Source organism: Brevundimonas sp. GW821-FHT12E07, assembly GCF_058807035.1.
Map to the genome: position 1 here is coordinate 516,140 of NZ_JBXAQH010000002.1, position 17,598 is coordinate 533,737.

Here is a 17,598-nt window from a genome sequence, read left to right on the forward strand (position 1 = left end):
CGTTAACCCATCCGGCGCAGGACCAGGGCGCTCCAGGCGTCGCGGTGGATGCGCCGCTCCAGCCGGAATCCCTTGGACAGATAGGCCGCCGTCACCCGCCGCTCCTGGGTCCGCAGCAGGCCCGACAGGATGGCCACCCCGCCGAGGCGCAGCGCCAGCTTGATGTCCTGCGACAGGGCCACCAGCGGCGGGGCCAGGATGTTGGCGAACACCAGATCATAGGGCCCGTCCTTGCGCACCATCCGGTCGTTCAGGCCCGAGGCGTGGACGAAGCGGGCCTTGGCCATGTTCAGCTTGGCGTTCTCATTGGCGATGCGGACCGAGGGCGCGTCGATGTCGGTGCCGACGGCGATGCGGCTGCCGGTCTTGGCCGCCGCGATGGCCAGCACGCCCGTGCCGCAGCCGACGTCCAGCACGCGTTCGAAGGTCTCGCGCTTGAGCAGTTCGTCATAGGCCAGCAGACAGCCGACGGTCGTGCCGTGGTGTCCCGTGCCGAAAGCGGCGCCCGCATCGATCTTCAGGGCCACGGCGCTGGCCGGCACCAGACCCTGGTCGTGGGCGCCGTAGACGAAGAACCGCCCGGCCTTCACCGGCGGCAGGCCCGACAGAGACATGGCCAGCCAGTCGGCGTCGGCCAGGACCTCGACCTTCACCGTCACATCGGGATGCTCGGCCAGCCGCGCCTGGATGCCTTCGGACTCCTCATCCGTCGTCGGGAAGGCGTCGATGCGCCAGATGCCCTTGTCCTCATCTTCCTCGAGGATCGAATAGGTCGCGCCTTCCAGCATGACGTCGGCGTCGAGCGCCTCCGCGGCGGCCTCGGCGGCGGCGCGAGAACCGTGTGCGATTATCTGAACTGCGGTTTGGGACATTTTGTTAAAGGCCAGTACTATATCGAATCGATGCAATTGCGGACGCGCGTGATGCGCGTCCATTCCAACCGAGGGGTCGGCGAGTTCTATGGCTAAAGCACCATCCAAACCCGCGTCGGCGAAACCCGCCGCCGCTTCCAAGCCCAAACCGGCGGCAAAGTCGAGCGCCGCGAAGCCTGCAGCCGCAAAAGCCGCTCCGGCCGTAGCCGCCAAGGCCGCCCCGAAGCCGGCCGCCAAGGCTGCTCCGAAGGCCGCCCCGAAGGCTGCCGCCGCCAAGACCGCTGCTCCGAAGGCCGCCGCCAAGCCCGCCGCCGCCAAGGCCGCGCCGAAGGCCGCTGCGAAACCCGCCGCCAAGCCCGCTGCCGTGAAGGCCGCTCCCAAGGCTGCCGCCAAGCCCGCTGCGAAGCCGGCCGCTGCGCCGAAGGCCACTGCGAAGCCCGCCACCAAGGTCGCCGCCAAGCCGGCTGCGAAGGCCGCGCCCAAGGCGGCTCCGAAGGCTGCCCCGAAGGCCGCCGCGCCCAAGCCCGCCGCCGCCAAGCCCGCCGTCGTCGCCCCGGCTCCGAAGCCGGTCGAGGCTCCGAAGCCCGCTCCGGTCGCCGCCGCCCCGGCCCCCACGCCGACCCCGGCCGCCGCTCCGGCGCCCAAGCCCGCTCCGGCTGCTGCTCCGGCCCCCGCTCCTGCCAAGCCCAAGAGCTTCCTCGACAAGATCGCCGACGCCATCTTCGGCAAGCGCTGATCTGATCGGGCTCAGGCCCGGCCTCAAGTAGCGCGAAGCGCGGTAGGCCAACAAAAAGAAACCCCCGGGCGGTGCGAACCGCCCGGGGGTTTTTCTTTGTCCGCGGTGCGGACCGATCAGTCGCTCGGCAGGTCTTCCGACAGGATGGCCATTTCGAACATGAAGCTGCCGTCCTCGTCCTCGTCGTCGAAGACCACGCCGACGAACTCATCGCCGACATAGACCTCGGCCGAGTCGTTCACCTTGGGACGGGGCTTCACGATGATGCCGCCCGTGTTGAAGGTCTTCTTCAGATGCGTCTCGATGCGCTTCATGTCGTTGGTGTTCATCGGGGAGCCTCGGGAGTTGAATTGCGGCCGGACCCTAGTCTCCTCACCATTGCGCAGCAATGGGGAGGGGGACCGCGACGCGCCTTCGCGTCGTGGTGGAGGGGGTTCTTTGTGGAAACACGCTCGGCGGCCGATGTCGCGGCGGGAAAGCAAGAGCCCCTCCGTCTCTTCGCCGCGCTTCGAGCCACCTCCCCATCTGCGATGGGGAGGAGAACTAGATCGAGAAGTCGTAGACCACGTCGGCCAGGGTGTGATCCATCGTCCGGGCCGGCTCGGCGCCCGTGGGGCAGTTGACCAGCCGCGCCGGCACGCCCGCGACGGTGCAGCCCGACGGCACGGGCTTCAGCACCACCGAGCCCGAGGCCACCTTGGCGTAGTCGCCGATCTCGATATTGCCCAGCACCTTGGCTCCGGCGCCCAGCAGCACGCCCTTGCCGATCTTGGGGTGGCGGTCGCCGCGCTCGGCCCCGGTCCCGCCCAGGGTCACCCCGTGCAGCATCGAGACCTCGTCGCCGACCACCGCCGTCTCGCCGATGACGATGCCCGTGCCGTGGTCGAGGAACAGCCCCTTGCCCAGCTTCGCGCCCGGGTGGATGTCGATCTGGAAAAGCTCGGAGATGCGGCTCTGGAAGTGGAAGGCCAGGGTCTCGCGCCCCTGGGTCCACAGCCAGTGAGCCACTCGCGACGCCTGCAGCGCCTGGAAGCCCTTGAAATAGAGGAACGGCTGCAGCAGCGACCGGATCGCCGGATCGCGCTCGGCGACGGCCTGCAGATCGGCCTCGGCGGCGGCCACGATCGAGGGATCGGACCAGAAGGCGAAGGCGCAGACCTCGCGCACGCTCATCGGGGCCAGCTCGGCGTCGCCGATCTTGCGCGCGATCTGGAAGCTCAGGGAGTTGGCCAGATCCAGGTGCGACAGGATGGTCGCATTCATCATCGAACCCAGATGCGGCTCGCTGCGCGCGGCCTCCTCGGCCGAGGCGCGCAGCTGCGCCCAGGTCGACGACGACCCGGTCGTCGCGTCCTGTCCGGCGATCACCTCTAGCTTCGGTTGGGTCATGTCTGCACGGCTCCGGTCGTCAGGGACTATACCCGCGTCAGCATGGCGTGCGCCAGCCAACCGGGCAGAAGCCCCTCCTTCGCCATATGGTACGCCCGATAAGCTGTCGCCACCGTAAACGAATCCCGGATCGCCCCGCGTCCGATCTCGTGGATCAGGTTCAGGAAGGGCACGCGGACCACCGTCATCACCTCGGTCGGGTCCGGATCGGTCGGAACCGGGCTCAGGTCCCAGGCGATCCACGCCATGGCCATCTCGTCGGTGACCGAGTTGGACAGCTCCATCGTCAGACAGTGGAGCCAGCTCCGCGCCCTCAGCCCCGCCTCCTCGGCCAGTTCGCGCTGCACGCCGATGAACGGGTTCTCTCCGAACGGCGCCCCGCCCTCGGGCATCTCCCAGGAGTAGTTCATCAGGGCGAAGCGCGCCTGTCCGACCAGGGTCACCGTCCCGTCCGAATGGACCGGCAGCACTCCCGTCGCCACGCTCTTCGGCCTCAGCACGCCATAGACGACCTCGTTGCCGGTCGGCGCCAGAGCCCGATGTTCCGTCACCGTCACCCAGGGATTCTGATAGGCGACCTTGCGCTCCAGATCCTGCCAGCCGGGCGTCGCCGGCAGCCCCTCCGCCCAGGCGGGGATCGGTTGCGGTTCCGGGGTGATATTTTCAGCGTCGTCGGTCACCCCCGACCTATGGCGCAAGCCGCCTCCCGCGCCTAGCTAGGCGGCATGACCCAATTCCCGAAAGCGGCCGATCTCGGCGACCTCCTGCCCCAGCCCGTCCGCTCGCAGGAGCTTCTGAACCGGCTCTCGACCCGCCGCTCGGCGCCCGCCCAGACCCTGACCGCCCCCGGCCCAAACGCCGAGGAGGTCGCCGAAATCCTCCGCCTCGGCGCCCGCACCCCCGACCATGGCAAGCTCTTCCCCTGGCGGTTTGTCGTCATGGGTCCGGTGACCCGCGCCGACCTCGCCGAACGCCTCTCCGCCCTCGCCGTGCGTCAGGGCCTCGGCGGCAAGGCCCAGGCGGTGCTGGCCAAGCTGACCGCCGCACCCGTCTCCATCCTCGTCGTCTCCACCGCCGCCCCCGGCCCCAAGCCGGTCTGGGAACAGGAGCTCTCGTCCGGCGCCGTCTGCATGAACATCGAACACGCCGCAGATGCGCTCGGTTACGCCGCCTGCTGGATCACAGACTGGTACAGCTATGACGCCGAAGCGCTTGAAATCCTTGGCGTGAAGGCGGGTGAAAAGGTCGCCGGCTTCATCCATATCGGCACGACCGCCGAGGCCCCGCTCGAACGCGTCCGCCCCGACCTCTCGACCCTGACGATCACGCTTCCCTAGATCACAACGGCCAGCGATGGATCGGCCCGCAACCGCTCCAGATCCCGCCCCGGCGGGCGGCCGAACTGGCGGCTGTACTCCCGGCTGAACTGGCTGGGGCTGTCATAGCCGACGGCGAAACCGACCCCGGCGATATCGCCCCCCTGCCCCAGCAACCGGTTGCGCGCCTCCTGCAGCCGCACCTGCTTCTGGTACTGCAGCGGGCTCATCGAGGTGACGGCCTTGAAGTGGCGATGCAGCGAGGTCTCGCTCATCCCCGCCAGCTCCGCCAGACCGCCGATGGTCATCGGCTCGGCATAGTGGGTGCGGATCCAGCGGATCGCCCGCTTGACCTGGGCCAGCCGCCCGTCGACGGCCGCGATCTGGCGCACCATGGCCGCATGCTCGCCCTGCATCAGCCGCCACAGCAGCTCGCGCCGGATCATCGGGGCCAGCACCGCCGCATCGCCCGGCCGGTCCAGCAGCCGCACCAGACGGGTCACCGTATCCACCATCTCGGCGTCCATGGCGCTGACCGCCAGGGCCCGGATCGGGGTCTCGTCCGCCGCCAGACCGCCCTCGGTCTCGATCAGCAGCTCCGCCGCCGTCGCCGGATCCAGCGGCAGCCCGAGGGCCAGATAGGGCGCCGTCAGCACCTGTCCGCTGACCGGCAGATCGGCCGAGACCACCAGATAGTCCCCCGCCCGATAGGCATGGCTCTCGCTGCCCAGGGTCGTCTGTTTGGCCCCCTCCAGAATGACGCAGAGCATGGGCTCATAGACGATCTGCTGGGCGTCGGTGACGATGTCGCTGGCGAGGATGCTGATGCCCGGCAACAGCATCGGCGCGGTCCCGTCCTGCGGACCATCGCCCAGTCGGCTCCGCACCAGGGCGGCAAGTTCGTGCAAGTGCTCCATAGCCACACTCAACGCCTGCGGGCCTCCACGCGCAAGCCCGCATCTTCGGTTGGCAGGATCGTGCAAGAGACTGGCGGCATCCGTCTACGTCCCCGCGGTCCCTGAGGCGCACAAGACCGTCATCCCAACTCAAGGAGATTTGGACATGACGAACACCACTCCCCGCACCTGGTTCATCACCGGCGCAGCCCGCGGCCTCGGCGCCGCCATCGCCCGCGCCGTTCTCGACGCCGGCGACAATGTCGTGGTCGCCGGCCGCAACCGCGACGCCCTGATCAAGGTCGTCGGCCCGGACTCCGACCGGGTCCTCTCGGTCGCCCTCGACGTCGCCGACCTGACCGCCACCCAGCCTGCCGTCGACGCCGCCCTCGCCCGCTTCGGCCGCATCGACGTGCTGGTCAACAACGCCGGCTACGGCCACCTCGGCCTGTTCGAGGAGACCACCGCCGCCGACGCCCAGAGCCAGTACGACACCAATGTCTTCGGCCTGATGGCGGTCACCCGCGCCGTCCTGCCCTCGATGCGCGCCAACCGCTCCGGCCGGATCTTCAACGTCTCCTCCATCGGCGGCATGGTCGGCGGCGAGAGCGGGACCCTTTACTGCGCCTCCAAATTCGCGGTCGAGGGCTTCTCGGAATCCCTCGCCCAGGAAGTCGCCCGCTTCGGCATTCAGGTGACCATCGTCGAGCCGGGCTTCTTCCGCACCGACTTCCTGGAGCCCACATCGGTCAAGCACGGCACCACGCCCATCGCCGACTACGCCGAGGCCTCCGCCGCCCTGAAGAGCTTCTACGACGGCCGCAGCCGCAATCAGGCGGGCGACCCGGCCAAACTCGGCCAGGCGCTGGTCACCCTGGTGAACGCCCCGCAACAGCCGGTCCGCTGGGCCGCCGGCTCGGACGGCCTCAGCCTGATCCAGGGCAAGATCAACAGCCTTCAGGCCGAGCTCGACGCCTGGAAGGAACTGACCCTGTCCACCGACGGCGACTTCGACTTCCGCCCCGAAGCCGCGGCGGGCGCTTGGGGCTGACGCCCCGAACCCGCCCCAATCGACGCGCTCACTCCCCTTCGGTCCTCGGAGGGGAGTGAGACATGGTCCGCCGCCTGCGCCTGCATACAGTCCTTTTGCTCGCCGCCGCCTCGCTCGGCCTCACCGCCTGCGCGGGGGTTCTGGACTGGTGCGGCGACGGCCTGAACCCGCCCGCCGGCGGCTGGGACCGTCACGGGCCGGGTTAGGACCGGGGCTCCGGACCGACCGGGCGCGGCGGCGTCAGCACCAGCCCGTCGAGGAACCGCTGGAAAACCGCCTTGTCGGCCGCCAGCGCATCGGGACTCGTGGTCAGGCTGGCTGTGTAGATGACATAGGGCGCGTCCGCGTCCGCGTCATCACCGCCCCAACGACCGGCCATGGCCGTCACTTCGATGCTGAAGCCTCCATTCGCCCCGGCGCGTTCGCAGACCCGCGAGGCGAACCCTTTCAGCCGGAACGGCTGTCCGTACGGCGCAGTCAGATGGTCGCTGACGCCCGTCGTGCGGCAGGCCTCGCCGCTGAGCTCTTCCGGACTGCGAAAGAAAGCGGTGTTGTAGTCGGCCCAGACGCTGATTGCGCTGACCTTGGGCAGGTCCCGGCTGGGCCGGCACGCCATCCGGTCATCGCCCAGACGCGTGTAGAAGCCATGCGGATGCGACCCACTGAGGCCTTCGCAGACCTTCGAACCGACGGGAAACACTGCCTGAATCCCGTACTCCTCGTTGGTGACGGGCGTCCCGTCGGACACATGGGCCAGCCTCGGACATTCGGGCTGGCCGGGGCTATCGCAGCCGGGGCCGGATTGGACCGTCGCAACCACCTTGGCCGACGGCTTTTCAGGCGCCGTCACCTCTTCCGCCGTCCCCTTGCACCCGGCCAGGATCAGGCAGACGCCGACCCCCACGACCGCAACCGACCGACGCCTCATCACTTCATCCTGAATGTGCGAAGCGCCACATTGACGACCACCGCGAGAGGCCGTCAAGCGGCCTCGACCCCGCATTCGCCCGCCGACGAACGCCTTGCCGATCAAGGCTGTGTGAAGCTTCGGCGCCCATCGGTCCGGCGCCCGTCCAAACGGGTGTAGACTGGCCTCATCCGGTCTTTGACATCGCTGATCCAGTCCCGCCGCCGCGAGCACGCGATTGCACCCGAGTGCAATCATGTCCGCGGAAATCGCGAACTTCAATCATCAGCTTTATCAATCGATTGAACCCGCAGGCTCACAACCGACATTCAGAATTGCACTCGGGTGCAAAGCTTTTTCCGAGTGCAAACCGGCCGCCGTGATCACCCCCGTCCGCGATAGGTCGGCACGCCCTGGTCGGGCAGCCACAGGCCCTCGGGCGGGACGCCCGTCTGCCAGAAGACGTCGATGGGGATGCCGCCGCGCGGGTACCAGTAGCCGCCGATCCTCAGCCACTTCGGCTGCAGCAGGTCGGCCAGCTTGCGGCCGATGGCGACGGTGCAGTCTTCGTGGAAGGCGCCGTGATTGCGGAAGCTGGTCAGATAGAGCTTCAGGCTCTTGGACTCGACCAGCCACTCGCCCGGGGCATAGTCGATGACGATATGGGCGAAGTCCGGCTGGCCCGTGACGGGGCACAGGCTGGTGAACTCCGGCGCCGTGAACCGGGCCAGGTACAGGGTGTCCGAATGCGGGTTGGGCACCCGCTCCAGGACGGCGGTTTCGGGGCTGGTCGGCGCCGCGGTCTGGGCGCCGAGCTGGGAGAGGCCGGAGGTGTCTGTGGTCATGCCCGCGACCTAGCATAATCCTCACCCCGGATGGGAGGGGGCGTTGCCTTACCCAACGTACCCCCGCTAAGCGTAGCGAAAGACAACTGAGGAGACGTCCATGGCCATCCCCGCTTCCCTCCAGAAGGGCCTCAAACTGCCGGTCATCGAGGCGCCGATGTTCCTCGTCTCCGGGCCCGATCTGGTGGTCGAGTGCTGCAACGCGGGCGTGATCGGCACCTTCCCCTCGCTGAACCAGCGCACCACCGAGGGCTATCGGGACTGGCTGGTCGAGATCAAGTCGCGCCTCAACGACGACGCCGCGGCCTTCGGCGTCAACCACATCGTCCACGGCTCCAACGAGCGTCTGATGGCCGACCTGGCGGTGACGGTGGAGCACAAGGTGCCGCTGGTCATCACCTCGCTGGGCGCGGTCAAGGACCTGGTCGACGCCGTCCACGGCTACGGCGGCGTGGTCTTCCACGACATCGCCAACGTCCGCCATGCGAAGAACGCCGCCAAGGCCGGCGTCGACGGCCTGATCCTCGTGGCCAACGGCGCGGGCGGCCACGCCGGCATCGTCAACCCCTTCGCCCTGGTCAATGAGGTGCGGGAGTTCTTCAAGGGGACCATCATCCTGTCGGGCTGTCTGTCCAACGGCCAGGACGTCGCCGCCGCCCTGATGATGGGCGCCGACTTCGCCTATATGGGCACCCGCTTCATCAACACGACCGAGGCCATGGCGTCGGACGGGTACAAGGAGATGATCATCGAGTCCGGCGCGACCGACATCATCCACACCCCGGCGGTCTCGGGCATCCCGGCCAACTTCATGATCAAGTCGCTGGAAGCCAACGGCATCGACCCCAAGACCCTGCCCGAGCACAAGCTGGACATGGGCGAAGAGGCCCGGGCCTGGAAGACCGTCTGGTCCGCCGGTCAGGGCGCGGGCACCGTCCACGACGTGGTCCCGGCCGCCGAACTGGTCGCCCGCCTGCGCAGCGAGTACGCTGTGGCCTCGGCCGCCTTCGCCACGAAGGTCGGCGTCGCCTGACGGAGGCTTCCCATGCTCGCCACGGCCCTGATGCTGACCCTTGCCGGTTCCGACCCCCTGGCGCCCGCGCGTCAGGGTCAGGTCCAGTGCTACGACCCGGTCCCGGCGCAGAAGCTGTGCCGCGCCCTGGGGAGCTATGAGTTCGGCGCGGACGGATCGATCACCAGCCTGGCCCGGACCCGCCTTCAGGACGCTCCTGTCATCATCATGTCGGCCCGCAGCAAGGTTGTGATCCGCGACGGCAAGGAGTGCTCGGTCGAGGACCTCAAGGCCTCCGACATCGAGAAGATCGAGATCGACGGCCAGCCCCTGCCGCCTGCCGCCCTGGAAGCTGTGCGGCCCCAGATCATCGCCGGTCTGCCCGATGTCCTGAAGAGCGGCCAGCCCCTCTGCTCGACCTATCCCGCCAACGCCGACGGCCCCATGACCGTCATCGTCGAGATCGGCGGCGTGGCCCATCCGGAGCTGACCGCGACGGTCCAGTGGGTGAACCCCGCCGACGGCTGGAAGGTCACGCCCTAGGCGCCCCGGTTGCGGCCTCAGGTCGCGACCCCATTCGCGGACGCCCCGAACGGGGCTAAGCGAGGGTGATGACCCGCCTTCTCGCCCTCATCGCGCTCGCGACCTTCGCCGCCTCCCCCGCCCTGGCCCAGACCAGCCTCCCGCATGGGAGCCAGGGCCAGAGCCACGGGGACCGGACGCGCCTGCTGCCGCGCGGCGACTGGTCCTTCACCCTCGGCGCCGGAACGGACAACCGCTCCAAGGACGCCTCCAAGTCCCAGGGCGATCCCTATGCCTACGGCTCCGCCGACTGGGAGAGCGCGGGCGGCCTCTTCTATGCGGGCGCGGGCGCGGAGACGATCGACTCCAGCGGCTCGACCCTGCAGCTCGAGACCTTCATCGGCGTCCAGCCCGAACTCGCGGGCTTCGACCTCGACCTGTCGGTGACGCGGCAGTGGCGCATCGACGCCGACCCGGGCACGGATCCGGACAACTGGGAGATCACCGCGAACGTCAGCCGCGCCATCGGCAAGGCCAGCGGCCGCCTGCAGTTCCAGACCTCGCCGGACGGCGCCGGGGCCACCGGCCGCTGGACCTGGATCGAGGCCCGCCTCGGCTGGGCCTTCACTGATCGGCTCAAGGGCACCGCCGCCATCGGCCGTCGCGAGCAGCAGGACTCGGTCGACTACACCGGCTGGAACGCCGGCGTGACCTGGGCGATGACCAAACGGCTCAACCTCGACCTGCGCTGGTACGACACCAACGCCGACCCGGGCGCCTCCGAAGAGCAGTACGGCTCGACCGTCGTCGCGGACCTCAGCTACGCCTTTTGAGGGCTAGACCGACAGCGCCTGATCCAGGTCGGCGATCAGGTCCTCGACGTCTTCCACGCCCACGGACAGGCGGATCAGGTTGTCGGTGACGCCGCCGGCCTCGCGGACCTCCTTGGGCACGCTCGCGTGGGTCATGATGGCCGGGTGGTTGACCAGGCTCTCCACCCCGCCCAGCGACTCGGCCAGGGTGAAGACCTTCACGCTCTCCAGCACCCGTTTGGTCCGCTCCAGATCGCCGTCGATCAGCACCGTCACCATCCCGCCGAAACCCTTCATCTGGCTGGCGGCGAGCGCATGCTGCGGATGGCTGACCAGACCCGGATAGATGACCTTCTGAACCCCGGCGCGGTCCTCCAGCCAGCGCGCCACGGCCATGGCGTTCTCGCAGTGGGCCTTCATGCGGATGCCCAGGGTCTTCAGCCCCCGGTTGGCCAGGAAGGCGTCGAACGGCCCCATCACCCCGCCGACCGAGTTCTGCAGGAACTTCAGCTCCTTGGCGACATCCGCATTCCCCGCCACCAGCACCCCGCCGATGATGTCCGAATGGCCGTTCAGGTACTTGGTCGCCGAGTGCATGACGACGTCCGCGCCCAGACCCAGCGGCTGCTGGCAGAAGGGGGTGGCGAAGGTGTTGTCGACGATCAGCAGCAGGCCGTGGGCCTTGGCCACCTTCGACAGGGCCGCGATGTCGGCGATCTTCATCAGGGGGTTGGTCGGCGTCTCGACCCACAACATCCGCGTCTTCGGCGTGATGGCCGCCTCGACCGCGGCGATGTCCGACAGGTCGACATAGGCGAAGTCCAACCCCATCGAACGCCGCCGCACCCGCTCGAACAGCCGCCAGGAGCCGCCGTACAGGTCGTCGCCGGTGACGATGTGCGAACCGGCGTCCAGCAGCTCCAGCGCCGTCGAGGTCGCCGCCATGCCGCTGGCGAAGCCGAAGGCCTGAACCCCGCCCTCCAGATCGGCGATACAGGCCTCGAACGCCTCCCGCGTCGGGTTCTTGCCGCGCGCGTACTCATAGCCCTTGTTCACGCCCGGGCTCTCCTGGGCATAGGTCGAGGTGGCGTAGATCGGCGTCATGACGGCGCCCGTCGTCGGGTCGGGCCGCTGTCCTGCGTGGATGGCCCGGGTCGAGAAGCCCTGGCTGCTGTTCTTGAGGTCGGCCATCACGGCTCCTGTCTGGCGGAAGAGACGCCGAGCTGCTCGGCGAAGAAGGTCTGGCTGCGACCATAGACTTCGGACCACTGGGCCGCGGTCATCAGATGGCCGGCGCCGCGCGTCACCTGGACACGAACGGGCACGTCGGCGTCCAGCAGGAACTCGCGCCAGCGCTGGGTCGAGGCCGGCGAGACCACCCGGTCGTGCTCCGAGCGAATGATCAGCACCGGGATGCGCCGCGCGGGCGGACGGGGGATGTAGACGTCCCAGCCGCCGCAGACGGCGATCGCCGCCGCCGCCCGACTGTCCCGCAGCGCCCCGTCGACGGCGATGTAGGAGCCCAGCGAATAGCCCACGACGCCCGTGCGCCGCCGGTCCACGCCCTCAGCGATCAGCCACTCGACCCCGTCACGCGCGCAGTCGCGCCAGGCCTCCATCGTCGGTTCGCGCCGCACGATGTCGTCCTCGGCCGCATCCAGATAGGTCGGAGCCAGCGACAGATAGCCATCGGCCGCGAACCGGCGCGCGAAGGCCAGCTGGTCCAGCCCCATGCCGTTGGAGCCGTGGATGTAGACGACCCCCATGCCGTTCGCATTGGCCCCGGGCCGGAAGGCGATCGCGCGGATCGTCTTGCCATTGCTCTGGTAGGTCACCCGGTCCGTGGTGACGCCGTCGTCCGCCGTTTGCGCCAGAACCGGGGCCGCCAACGACGCCGCCGCCGACGCCGCCGACGCCGCCGCCAGCAGTCCCAGACCGGTCCGGCGGGTCAGATCCATCCTACCGGTTCAGGCTCAGGTGGTTGATCAGGTCGACGCGGGCGATCAGGCCGACGAAGGTCTCGCCGTCCAGCACGATGGCCACCCGGTCGCGGTCGAACAGGGGGATCAGGGCGTCCAGCGGCTCATTGACCTGCACCGTGTCCAGATTGCGGGTCATGGCCGAGGAGACGGGCTTGGCGAACCGCTCCTTCCGCGTGATCTCGTCGGTGTTCATGATGTGGACGATGTCGCTCTCGTCCAGGATGCCGACCAGGCGGCCGTCCTGAATGACCGGCAACTGGGACACATCGTTGGAGCGCATCCGCTTGAAGGCGCTGTCGAGGCTATCGGTCGGCCCCGCCACCACCACCTCGCCGTCGGCGTACTTGCGGCTGATCAGATCGGCGAGGTTGCCCTGGATCGGGTCGTCGCCGAGGCCCTGGTCCGCCAGCCAGGCGTCGTTATAGACCTTGGACAGGTACTTGGCCCCCGTGTCGCAGACCAGGGTCACGCAGCGCTTCGGCTCGGTCTGCTCGCGGCACCAGCGCAGGGCCGTGGCCAGCAGGGTGCCCGAGGACGAGCCCGCCAGAATGCCCTCCTTGAGCAGCAGCTCGCGCACCGCCGCGATCGCCTCGGCGTCCGGGATCGAATAGGCCTTGTCGATCAGGCTCATGTCGGCGGTGTCCGGCACGAAGTTCTGGCCGATGCCCTCGACGGTGTAGCTGCCCTCCGGCCCCGGCACGCCGTCGTTGACGATGCCCGCCAGGGTCGATCCGACCGGGTCGGCCAGGATGATCTCGGCCTTCGACCCCACGCTCTTCAGGAACTGGGCCGTGCCGGTGATGGTGCCGCCCGAGCCGATGCCGGCGACGAAGGCGTCGACGTCGTGATCCAGCTGCTCCCAGATCTCCGGCCCAGTGGTCTTCACATGGGCCGCCGAGTTGGCGTCGTTGGCGAACTGGTTGACGTAGTAGCCGCCGGGGATCTGCTGGGCCAGGCGCTCGGCCATGTCGGTATAGTAGTCGGGGTGGCCGTGCGGCACGTCCGACCGGGTCAGCCGCACATCGGCGCCCATGGCCCGCAGGTGCTGGATCTTCTCCTTGGACATCTTGTCCGGGATGACCAGCAGGACCTTGTAGCCCTTGTTCTGGCCGACCAGCGTCAGGGCCAGACCGGTGTTGCCCGCCGTGGCCTCCACGATGGTGCCGCCGGGCTTGAGCCAGCCCTCCTTCTCGGCCGCCTCGATCATCGACAGGGCGATGCGGTCCTTGATCGAGCCGCCGGGGTTCTGGGCCTCCAGCTTCAGGAACAGGCGGCATTTGCCGGTGTCGATCCGCGTCACCTCGACCATCGGCGTCTTGCCGATCAGGTCCAGCAGGGAGCCGGAGGGCTTGCTGAGGGTGGGCGCGTCAGCGATCGGCATGGAGGAACTCCGTAAGGGCTATGGCAGCGGAGGCTGGTCGCCCGGCCGGACAAGGTCAAGCCGCGCACGATCTTGCCTCGCGGTCCCCAAACGCGCCGTCAGCGCGACCGTTTCCGGACCCACATGGCCGCATCGGCTTCGGCCAACCAGCTTTCCGCATCCGCTTGCTGGGCCCAGGCCCGCACCCCGAAGGAGCCGCCCAGCCCGGTCTTCTGGCCTTCCCAGTCGAAGCCGTCGGTGGCCATGGCCTCGGCCAGCTTCCGGGCCTTGTCCCGCCCCTCCTCGATGCCCGCGTTGAGCATCAGCAGGGCGAACTCGTCGCCGCCCAAGCGTCCGACCGCATCCGATTCGCGCACATTGGCCAACAGCAGCTCGGCGACCCGCACCAGGGCCGCATCCCCGGCGGCGTGGCCCAGCCGATCGTTGACGCCCTTGAACCCGTCCAGATCGAGATAGAGGATCACCGCCGGGGCGTCGTAGCGGGTGCAATAGGCCATGGTCCGGTTCATCGCCGCGATGAAGCCGCGCCGGTTCAGGGCGGGGGTCAGGACGTCGTGATCCGCCGCCGCCTCGGCCGCCTCGGCCCGCTTCTCGAGGAAGTGGGCCTGGATGCGCAGGGCCTCGACCTCGGCGCGCAGGCGCTCGACTTCGGACTTCAACTCTGTGTCGGCCGCGTCAGTCACGGTCGGCGAAACTCCGGGAGGGCGCGACTCACTGGGTCGGCGGAACTGACGATATGCTAGCGCCCTTGGTTGCGGGCGCAACGCGTGTGCTGTAACGGGCCGCTTTCCGCGACAGGAGCCCTGAGATGGCGACTTCTTCGACGCCGGTGGCGATCATCATGGGCAGCCGGTCCGACTGGCCGACGATGAAGCACGCCGCCGACGCGCTGGACGCCCTGGGCGTCGGCTGGGAAGCCAAGGTCGTCTCCGCCCATCGCACGCCGCAGCGCCTCTATGACGTCGCCACGGGCGCCAAGGCCGCGGGCTTCAAACTGATCATCGCCGGCGCCGGCGGCGCGGCCCATCTGCCCGGCATGGCCGCCTCCATGACCGATCTTCCGGTGCTGGGCGTGCCGGTGCAGTCCAAGGCGCTGAGCGGCCTCGATTCCCTGCTCTCGATCGTCCAGATGCCCGGCGGCGTGCCCGTCGCCACCCTGGCCATCGGCGAAGCGGGCGCCAAGAATGCCGGCCTGCTGGCGGCCCAGATCCTGGCCCTGTCGGACGAGGCCCTGGCCGAACGCCTGTCGGCGTATCGCATCGCCCAGACCGAGGCGGTCGCCGAAACGGTCGAGGACTGAGTGGCCCTTCCCCTGCCCCCCGGTTCGACCATCGGCATCCTCGGCGGCGGCCAGCTGGGCCGGATGCTGTCGCAGGCCGCCTCGAAGCTGGGCTTCGACGTCGTCATCCTCGATCCGGAGGAGAACGCCCCGGCCGGTCGCGTCTCGCGCGGCCAGATCGTCGCCGCCTATGACGATCCCACGGCCCTGACCGTCCTCGGCCGGGTCTGCGACGTCGTCACCTTCGAGTTCGAGAACGTCCCCGCCGCCTCGGTCGAGACCCTGGCCGGCGCCGGCGCCCTGGTCGCACCCGGACCGACCGCCCTTTCGACCGCCCAGGACCGGGTCGTCGAAAAGACCTTCCTCAACGCCGTCGGCGCCACCACGGTCGACTTCGCCCAGGTGGACACGGTCGAGGACCTGATCGCAGGTCTGGAGCGGCTGGGCGTCCCCGCCCTGCTCAAGACCCGCCGCGAGGGCTATGACGGCAAGGGCCAGATCTGGATCCGCAACGTCTCCGAGGCCGCCGACGCCTTCGCCGCCATCGGCGAACGCCCCGCCATTCTGGAAGCGAAGGCCGCCTTCAAGCGCGAACTGTCGGTCATCGCCGCCCGTGGCCATGACGGCGCCGTCGCCGTCTATCCGCTGGGCGAGAACCACCACGCCAACGGCGTCCTCTCGACCACCCTCGCCCCGGCCAAGGTCGATGCGAAGACCGCCGCCCGCGCCATCGAGATCGCCGAGGCCATCCTCGACGGCCTCGACTACATCGGCGTCATCGGGGTCGAACTGTTCGACCTCGGCAAGGGAACCCTGCTGGTCAATGAGATCGCGCCGCGCGTTCACAACACCGGCCACTGGACCCAGGACGGCTGCGTCTGCGACCAGTTCGAGCAGCACATCCGCGCCATCGCTGGCTGGCCCCTGGGCACCACCGCCGCCCATGCCCGTATCGAGATGACCAATCTGCTCGGCGACGCGGTGGATCAGTGGGCCGCCCTGGCCGCCGAGCCGAACGCCCGCCTGCACCTCTACGGCAAGACCGACGCCCGCCCGGGCCGCAAGATGGCCCATGTGAACCGGGTGCTGGGCAAGGCCTAAAAACCTGTCCCTCTCCCGGCGGGAGAGGGCTTGAGCGCCTGAGAGCGCCAGCGATCAGTCTTGCGCGAAAGGGTGAGGGGTACCCCGCTCACCGTTCGACGCCAGCCCCTCACCCTTTCGGCTGGCGCATCGCTGCGCTCTGCGAGCCTCAAGCCCTCTCCCGCCGGGAGAGGGACCAGATCACCGATACCTGAGCTTCGCCAGCACATCCGTCACCCCCCGCAGCGGGGCCTCGAAGTCCTTGCCGGCCTTCCACTTCTCGAAGGTCATGACGTTCTCGATCCGGGCGGCGACAAAGGCCTCGGCCGCCTCCGGCCCGTCGAACAGCCGCATCGTCAGGGCCGGGATCAGGATCCCCGACAGGATCGCCCGCTTGGAATAGTGGTTCCAGTCCGTCGCCGTGTCCCCGGCCCAGCGCCAGACCACGTCCGCGCTCTCCCAGGCCAGCGACAGCCCCAGATCGGCATTGATCGGCAGGGCCAGGAAGGCCGCACACCGCTTGGTGGCTTCCAGATGGTCCGCCCCGGCCTCGATTCGCGCCGAGACCCCCTTCGCGATTCGCTCCCGGATCTTCAGCGTCTCCGGCGGGGTCGCCTTCAGCGCCTCCAGCGTCATCGCATCGTGTCTGCGCGACAGCAGGGCCGCCAGGTCGCGCGGGCCGTTGGGAAGCAGCAGTTCCTCGTCGCCGCGCGACAGCCCCTCGGCCTCGCAGGCCGCCCGGACCAGCCGCGAATTCCAGCCGAACGTCGGCGCACGCTGGATCGCGGCGTCCAGCACCGCCTGTTCCATGCGGTCGGCCCAATCGCCGACGGGGGCTTCGTTCGACAGGTGCGGCGCTTGGGTCATGAGCCCAGAATAGGCTTGTCGAGGCCCCGATGCGACCCCATCTGTACCCTCGCAAAACCCTACGGTTTGGGCGTCCGCGATCTGGACAGCCGCCCGCCCTTGGTGTATTCGCCCGCCTTCGCTCGGTGGGCTGTCGCCCCCGGGCTGCTATTTTATTTGTCTGCCCGTCTCCCTCACAGGACGCGGCGGGCGGCCAAAGGAGAGTTCAACCTGGTACAGATTTTCGTTCGCGATAATAACGTCGATCAAGCGCTGAAAGCCCTCAAGAAGAAGATGCAACGCGAAGGCAGCTTCCGTGAAATGAAGCGCCACGTGCACTACGAGAAGCCCTCGGAGAAGCGCGCCCGTCAGAAAGCCGAGGCCGTTCGTCGCGCCCGCAAGCTGGCCCGCAAGCGCGCTCAACGCGAAGGCCTGCTGCCGCCTCCGAAGCCCCGCGTGCCGGGTCCGGGTGCTGGTGGTCCGCGCTCCTAAGCTCTTGTTGCAAAACGAGATTTGAAAAGGCCGCTCCTCACGGAGCGGCCTTTTTGCTGTGCGTCTCCTCCCCACTGCGTGGGGAGGTGGCTCCGAGCTCTTCGCGAGGAGACGGAGGGGTTCTTGAAGCGCTTGCGGCCTCTCGCCTGACCGACCGCGGTGCGGGAGGAGCCCCTCCAC

General features: G+C 68.8%; 21 protein-coding genes. 9 read left to right on the forward strand and 12 right to left on the reverse strand.

From position 1 onward, the window contains the following. Positions 1-2 precede the first annotated feature (2 nt). The gene (locus AC1ROD_RS10665) at positions 3-872 is read right to left on the reverse strand and encodes a 50S ribosomal protein L11 methyltransferase (protein WP_492948218.1); all 870 of its coding nucleotides are present in this window, start codon (positions 870-872) and stop codon (positions 3-5) included. Between the two features lie 88 nt (positions 873-960). On the opposite strand from AC1ROD_RS10665, the gene AC1ROD_RS10670 reads away from it, so the two are divergent. Further along, positions 961-1,608: a hypothetical protein gene (locus AC1ROD_RS10670; protein ID WP_492948219.1), complete on the forward strand. Its 648-nt coding sequence runs from the start codon at positions 961-963 to the stop codon at positions 1,606-1,608. A gap of 116 nt (positions 1,609-1,724) precedes the next feature. On the opposite strand, the gene AC1ROD_RS10675 is transcribed toward AC1ROD_RS10670, so the two are convergent. From AC1ROD_RS10675 to AC1ROD_RS10685, 3 genes are all read right to left on the reverse strand, one after another. After that, positions 1,725-1,937: a DUF3126 family protein gene (locus AC1ROD_RS10675; RefSeq protein ID WP_207932281.1), complete on the reverse strand. Its 213-nt coding sequence runs from the start codon at positions 1,935-1,937 to the stop codon at positions 1,725-1,727. A gap of 214 nt (positions 1,938-2,151) precedes the next feature. After that, on the reverse strand, positions 2,152-2,997 hold the full coding sequence (gene cysE, locus AC1ROD_RS10680) for a serine O-acetyltransferase (RefSeq protein ID WP_492948220.1): 846 nt from the start codon (positions 2,995-2,997) through the stop codon (positions 2,152-2,154). Positions 2,998-3,023: 26 nt separating this feature from the next. After that, entirely contained in the window at positions 3,024-3,677 is a 654-nt protein-coding gene (locus AC1ROD_RS10685; protein WP_492948221.1) for an NUDIX domain-containing protein, read from the reverse strand. Positions 3,678-3,722: 45 nt separating this feature from the next. On the opposite strand from AC1ROD_RS10685, the gene AC1ROD_RS10690 reads away from it, so the two are divergent. Further along, positions 3,723-4,334 carry a nitroreductase family protein gene (locus tag AC1ROD_RS10690; RefSeq protein ID WP_492948222.1) on the forward strand — a complete coding sequence of 204 codons (612 nt, stop codon included), beginning with the start codon at positions 3,723-3,725 and terminating at the stop codon, positions 4,332-4,334. Here the strand turns inward: AC1ROD_RS10690 and AC1ROD_RS10695 are convergent. After that, on the reverse strand, positions 4,331-5,230 hold the full coding sequence (locus AC1ROD_RS10695) for an AraC family transcriptional regulator (RefSeq protein ID WP_492948223.1): 900 nt from the start codon (positions 5,228-5,230) through the stop codon (positions 4,331-4,333). The two genes, AC1ROD_RS10690 and AC1ROD_RS10695, sit on opposite strands and share 4 nt — an antisense overlap. 145 nt (positions 5,231-5,375) lie before the next feature. Between AC1ROD_RS10695 and AC1ROD_RS10700 the strand changes: the two genes are divergently transcribed. Then, positions 5,376-6,260 carry an oxidoreductase gene (locus AC1ROD_RS10700; RefSeq protein ID WP_492948224.1) on the forward strand — a complete coding sequence of 295 codons (885 nt, stop codon included), beginning with the start codon at positions 5,376-5,378 and terminating at the stop codon, positions 6,258-6,260. A 202-nt stretch (positions 6,261-6,462) separates the two neighbouring features. Here the strand turns inward: AC1ROD_RS10700 and AC1ROD_RS10705 are convergent, their stop codons facing one another. After that, complete coding sequence (locus tag AC1ROD_RS10705; RefSeq protein WP_492948225.1) at positions 6,463-7,188, reverse strand: hypothetical protein; 726 nt, start codon at positions 7,186-7,188, stop codon at positions 6,463-6,465. Between the two features lie 362 nt (positions 7,189-7,550). Next, the gene (gene queF, locus AC1ROD_RS10710; protein WP_492948226.1) at positions 7,551-8,012 is read right to left on the reverse strand and encodes a preQ(1) synthase; all 462 of its coding nucleotides are present in this window, start codon (positions 8,010-8,012) and stop codon (positions 7,551-7,553) included. 100 nt (positions 8,013-8,112) lie between these two features. On the opposite strand from queF, the gene AC1ROD_RS10715 reads away from it, so the two are divergent. The 3 genes from AC1ROD_RS10715 to AC1ROD_RS10725 all read left to right on the forward strand — a co-directional run bounded on the left by AC1ROD_RS10715 (position 8,113) and on the right by AC1ROD_RS10725 (position 10,379). Next, the gene (locus AC1ROD_RS10715) at positions 8,113-9,045 is read left to right on the forward strand and encodes an NAD(P)H-dependent flavin oxidoreductase (protein WP_492948227.1); all 933 of its coding nucleotides are present in this window, start codon (positions 8,113-8,115) and stop codon (positions 9,043-9,045) included. Between the two features lie 12 nt (positions 9,046-9,057). Continuing rightward, positions 9,058-9,567, forward strand: coding sequence for a hypothetical protein (locus AC1ROD_RS10720; protein WP_492948228.1), 510 nt, complete (start codon positions 9,058-9,060; stop codon positions 9,565-9,567). Between the two features lie 68 nt (positions 9,568-9,635). After that, positions 9,636-10,379 (forward strand): TorF family putative porin, encoded by a 744-nt coding sequence (locus AC1ROD_RS10725; protein ID WP_492948229.1) that lies wholly within the window; start codon positions 9,636-9,638, stop codon positions 10,377-10,379. A 3-nt stretch (positions 10,380-10,382) separates the two neighbouring features. Here the strand turns inward: AC1ROD_RS10725 and AC1ROD_RS10730 are convergent, their stop codons facing one another. From AC1ROD_RS10730 to AC1ROD_RS10745, 4 genes are all read right to left on the reverse strand, one after another. Beyond that, the gene (locus tag AC1ROD_RS10730; protein ID WP_492948230.1) at positions 10,383-11,549 is read right to left on the reverse strand and encodes a cystathionine gamma-synthase; all 1,167 of its coding nucleotides are present in this window, start codon (positions 11,547-11,549) and stop codon (positions 10,383-10,385) included. Next, complete coding sequence (locus AC1ROD_RS10735) at positions 11,549-12,316, reverse strand: dienelactone hydrolase family protein (RefSeq protein WP_492948231.1); 768 nt, start codon at positions 12,314-12,316, stop codon at positions 11,549-11,551. The genes AC1ROD_RS10730 and AC1ROD_RS10735 overlap by 1 nt, the downstream gene beginning before the upstream one ends. 1 nt (position 12,317) lies before the next feature. Then, positions 12,318-13,721: a pyridoxal-phosphate dependent enzyme gene (locus tag AC1ROD_RS10740; RefSeq protein ID WP_492948232.1), complete on the reverse strand. Its 1,404-nt coding sequence runs from the start codon at positions 13,719-13,721 to the stop codon at positions 12,318-12,320. Positions 13,722-13,819: 98 nt separating this feature from the next. Beyond that, on the reverse strand, positions 13,820-14,404 hold the full coding sequence (locus AC1ROD_RS10745) for a GGDEF domain-containing protein (RefSeq protein WP_492948233.1): 585 nt from the start codon (positions 14,402-14,404) through the stop codon (positions 13,820-13,822). A gap of 125 nt (positions 14,405-14,529) precedes the next feature. Between AC1ROD_RS10745 and purE the strand changes: the two genes are divergently transcribed. Both purE and AC1ROD_RS10755 read left to right on the forward strand, forming a co-directional pair. Further along, on the forward strand, positions 14,530-15,021 hold the full coding sequence (purE, locus tag AC1ROD_RS10750; RefSeq protein WP_492948234.1) for a 5-(carboxyamino)imidazole ribonucleotide mutase: 492 nt from the start codon (positions 14,530-14,532) through the stop codon (positions 15,019-15,021). Continuing rightward, positions 15,022-16,101: a 5-(carboxyamino)imidazole ribonucleotide synthase gene (locus tag AC1ROD_RS10755; protein WP_492948235.1), complete on the forward strand. Its 1,080-nt coding sequence runs from the start codon at positions 15,022-15,024 to the stop codon at positions 16,099-16,101. A gap of 180 nt (positions 16,102-16,281) precedes the next feature. Here AC1ROD_RS10755 and AC1ROD_RS10760 read toward each other — a convergent pair whose 3' ends face one another. Continuing rightward, positions 16,282-16,947, reverse strand: coding sequence for a COQ9 family protein (locus AC1ROD_RS10760; RefSeq protein WP_492948236.1), 666 nt, complete (start codon positions 16,945-16,947; stop codon positions 16,282-16,284). Between the two features lie 210 nt (positions 16,948-17,157). On the opposite strand from AC1ROD_RS10760, the gene rpsU reads away from it, so the two are divergent. Beyond that, positions 17,158-17,418 carry a 30S ribosomal protein S21 gene (gene rpsU, locus AC1ROD_RS10765; protein ID WP_207932551.1) on the forward strand — a complete coding sequence of 87 codons (261 nt, stop codon included), beginning with the start codon at positions 17,158-17,160 and terminating at the stop codon, positions 17,416-17,418. Positions 17,419-17,598 lie beyond the last annotated feature (180 nt).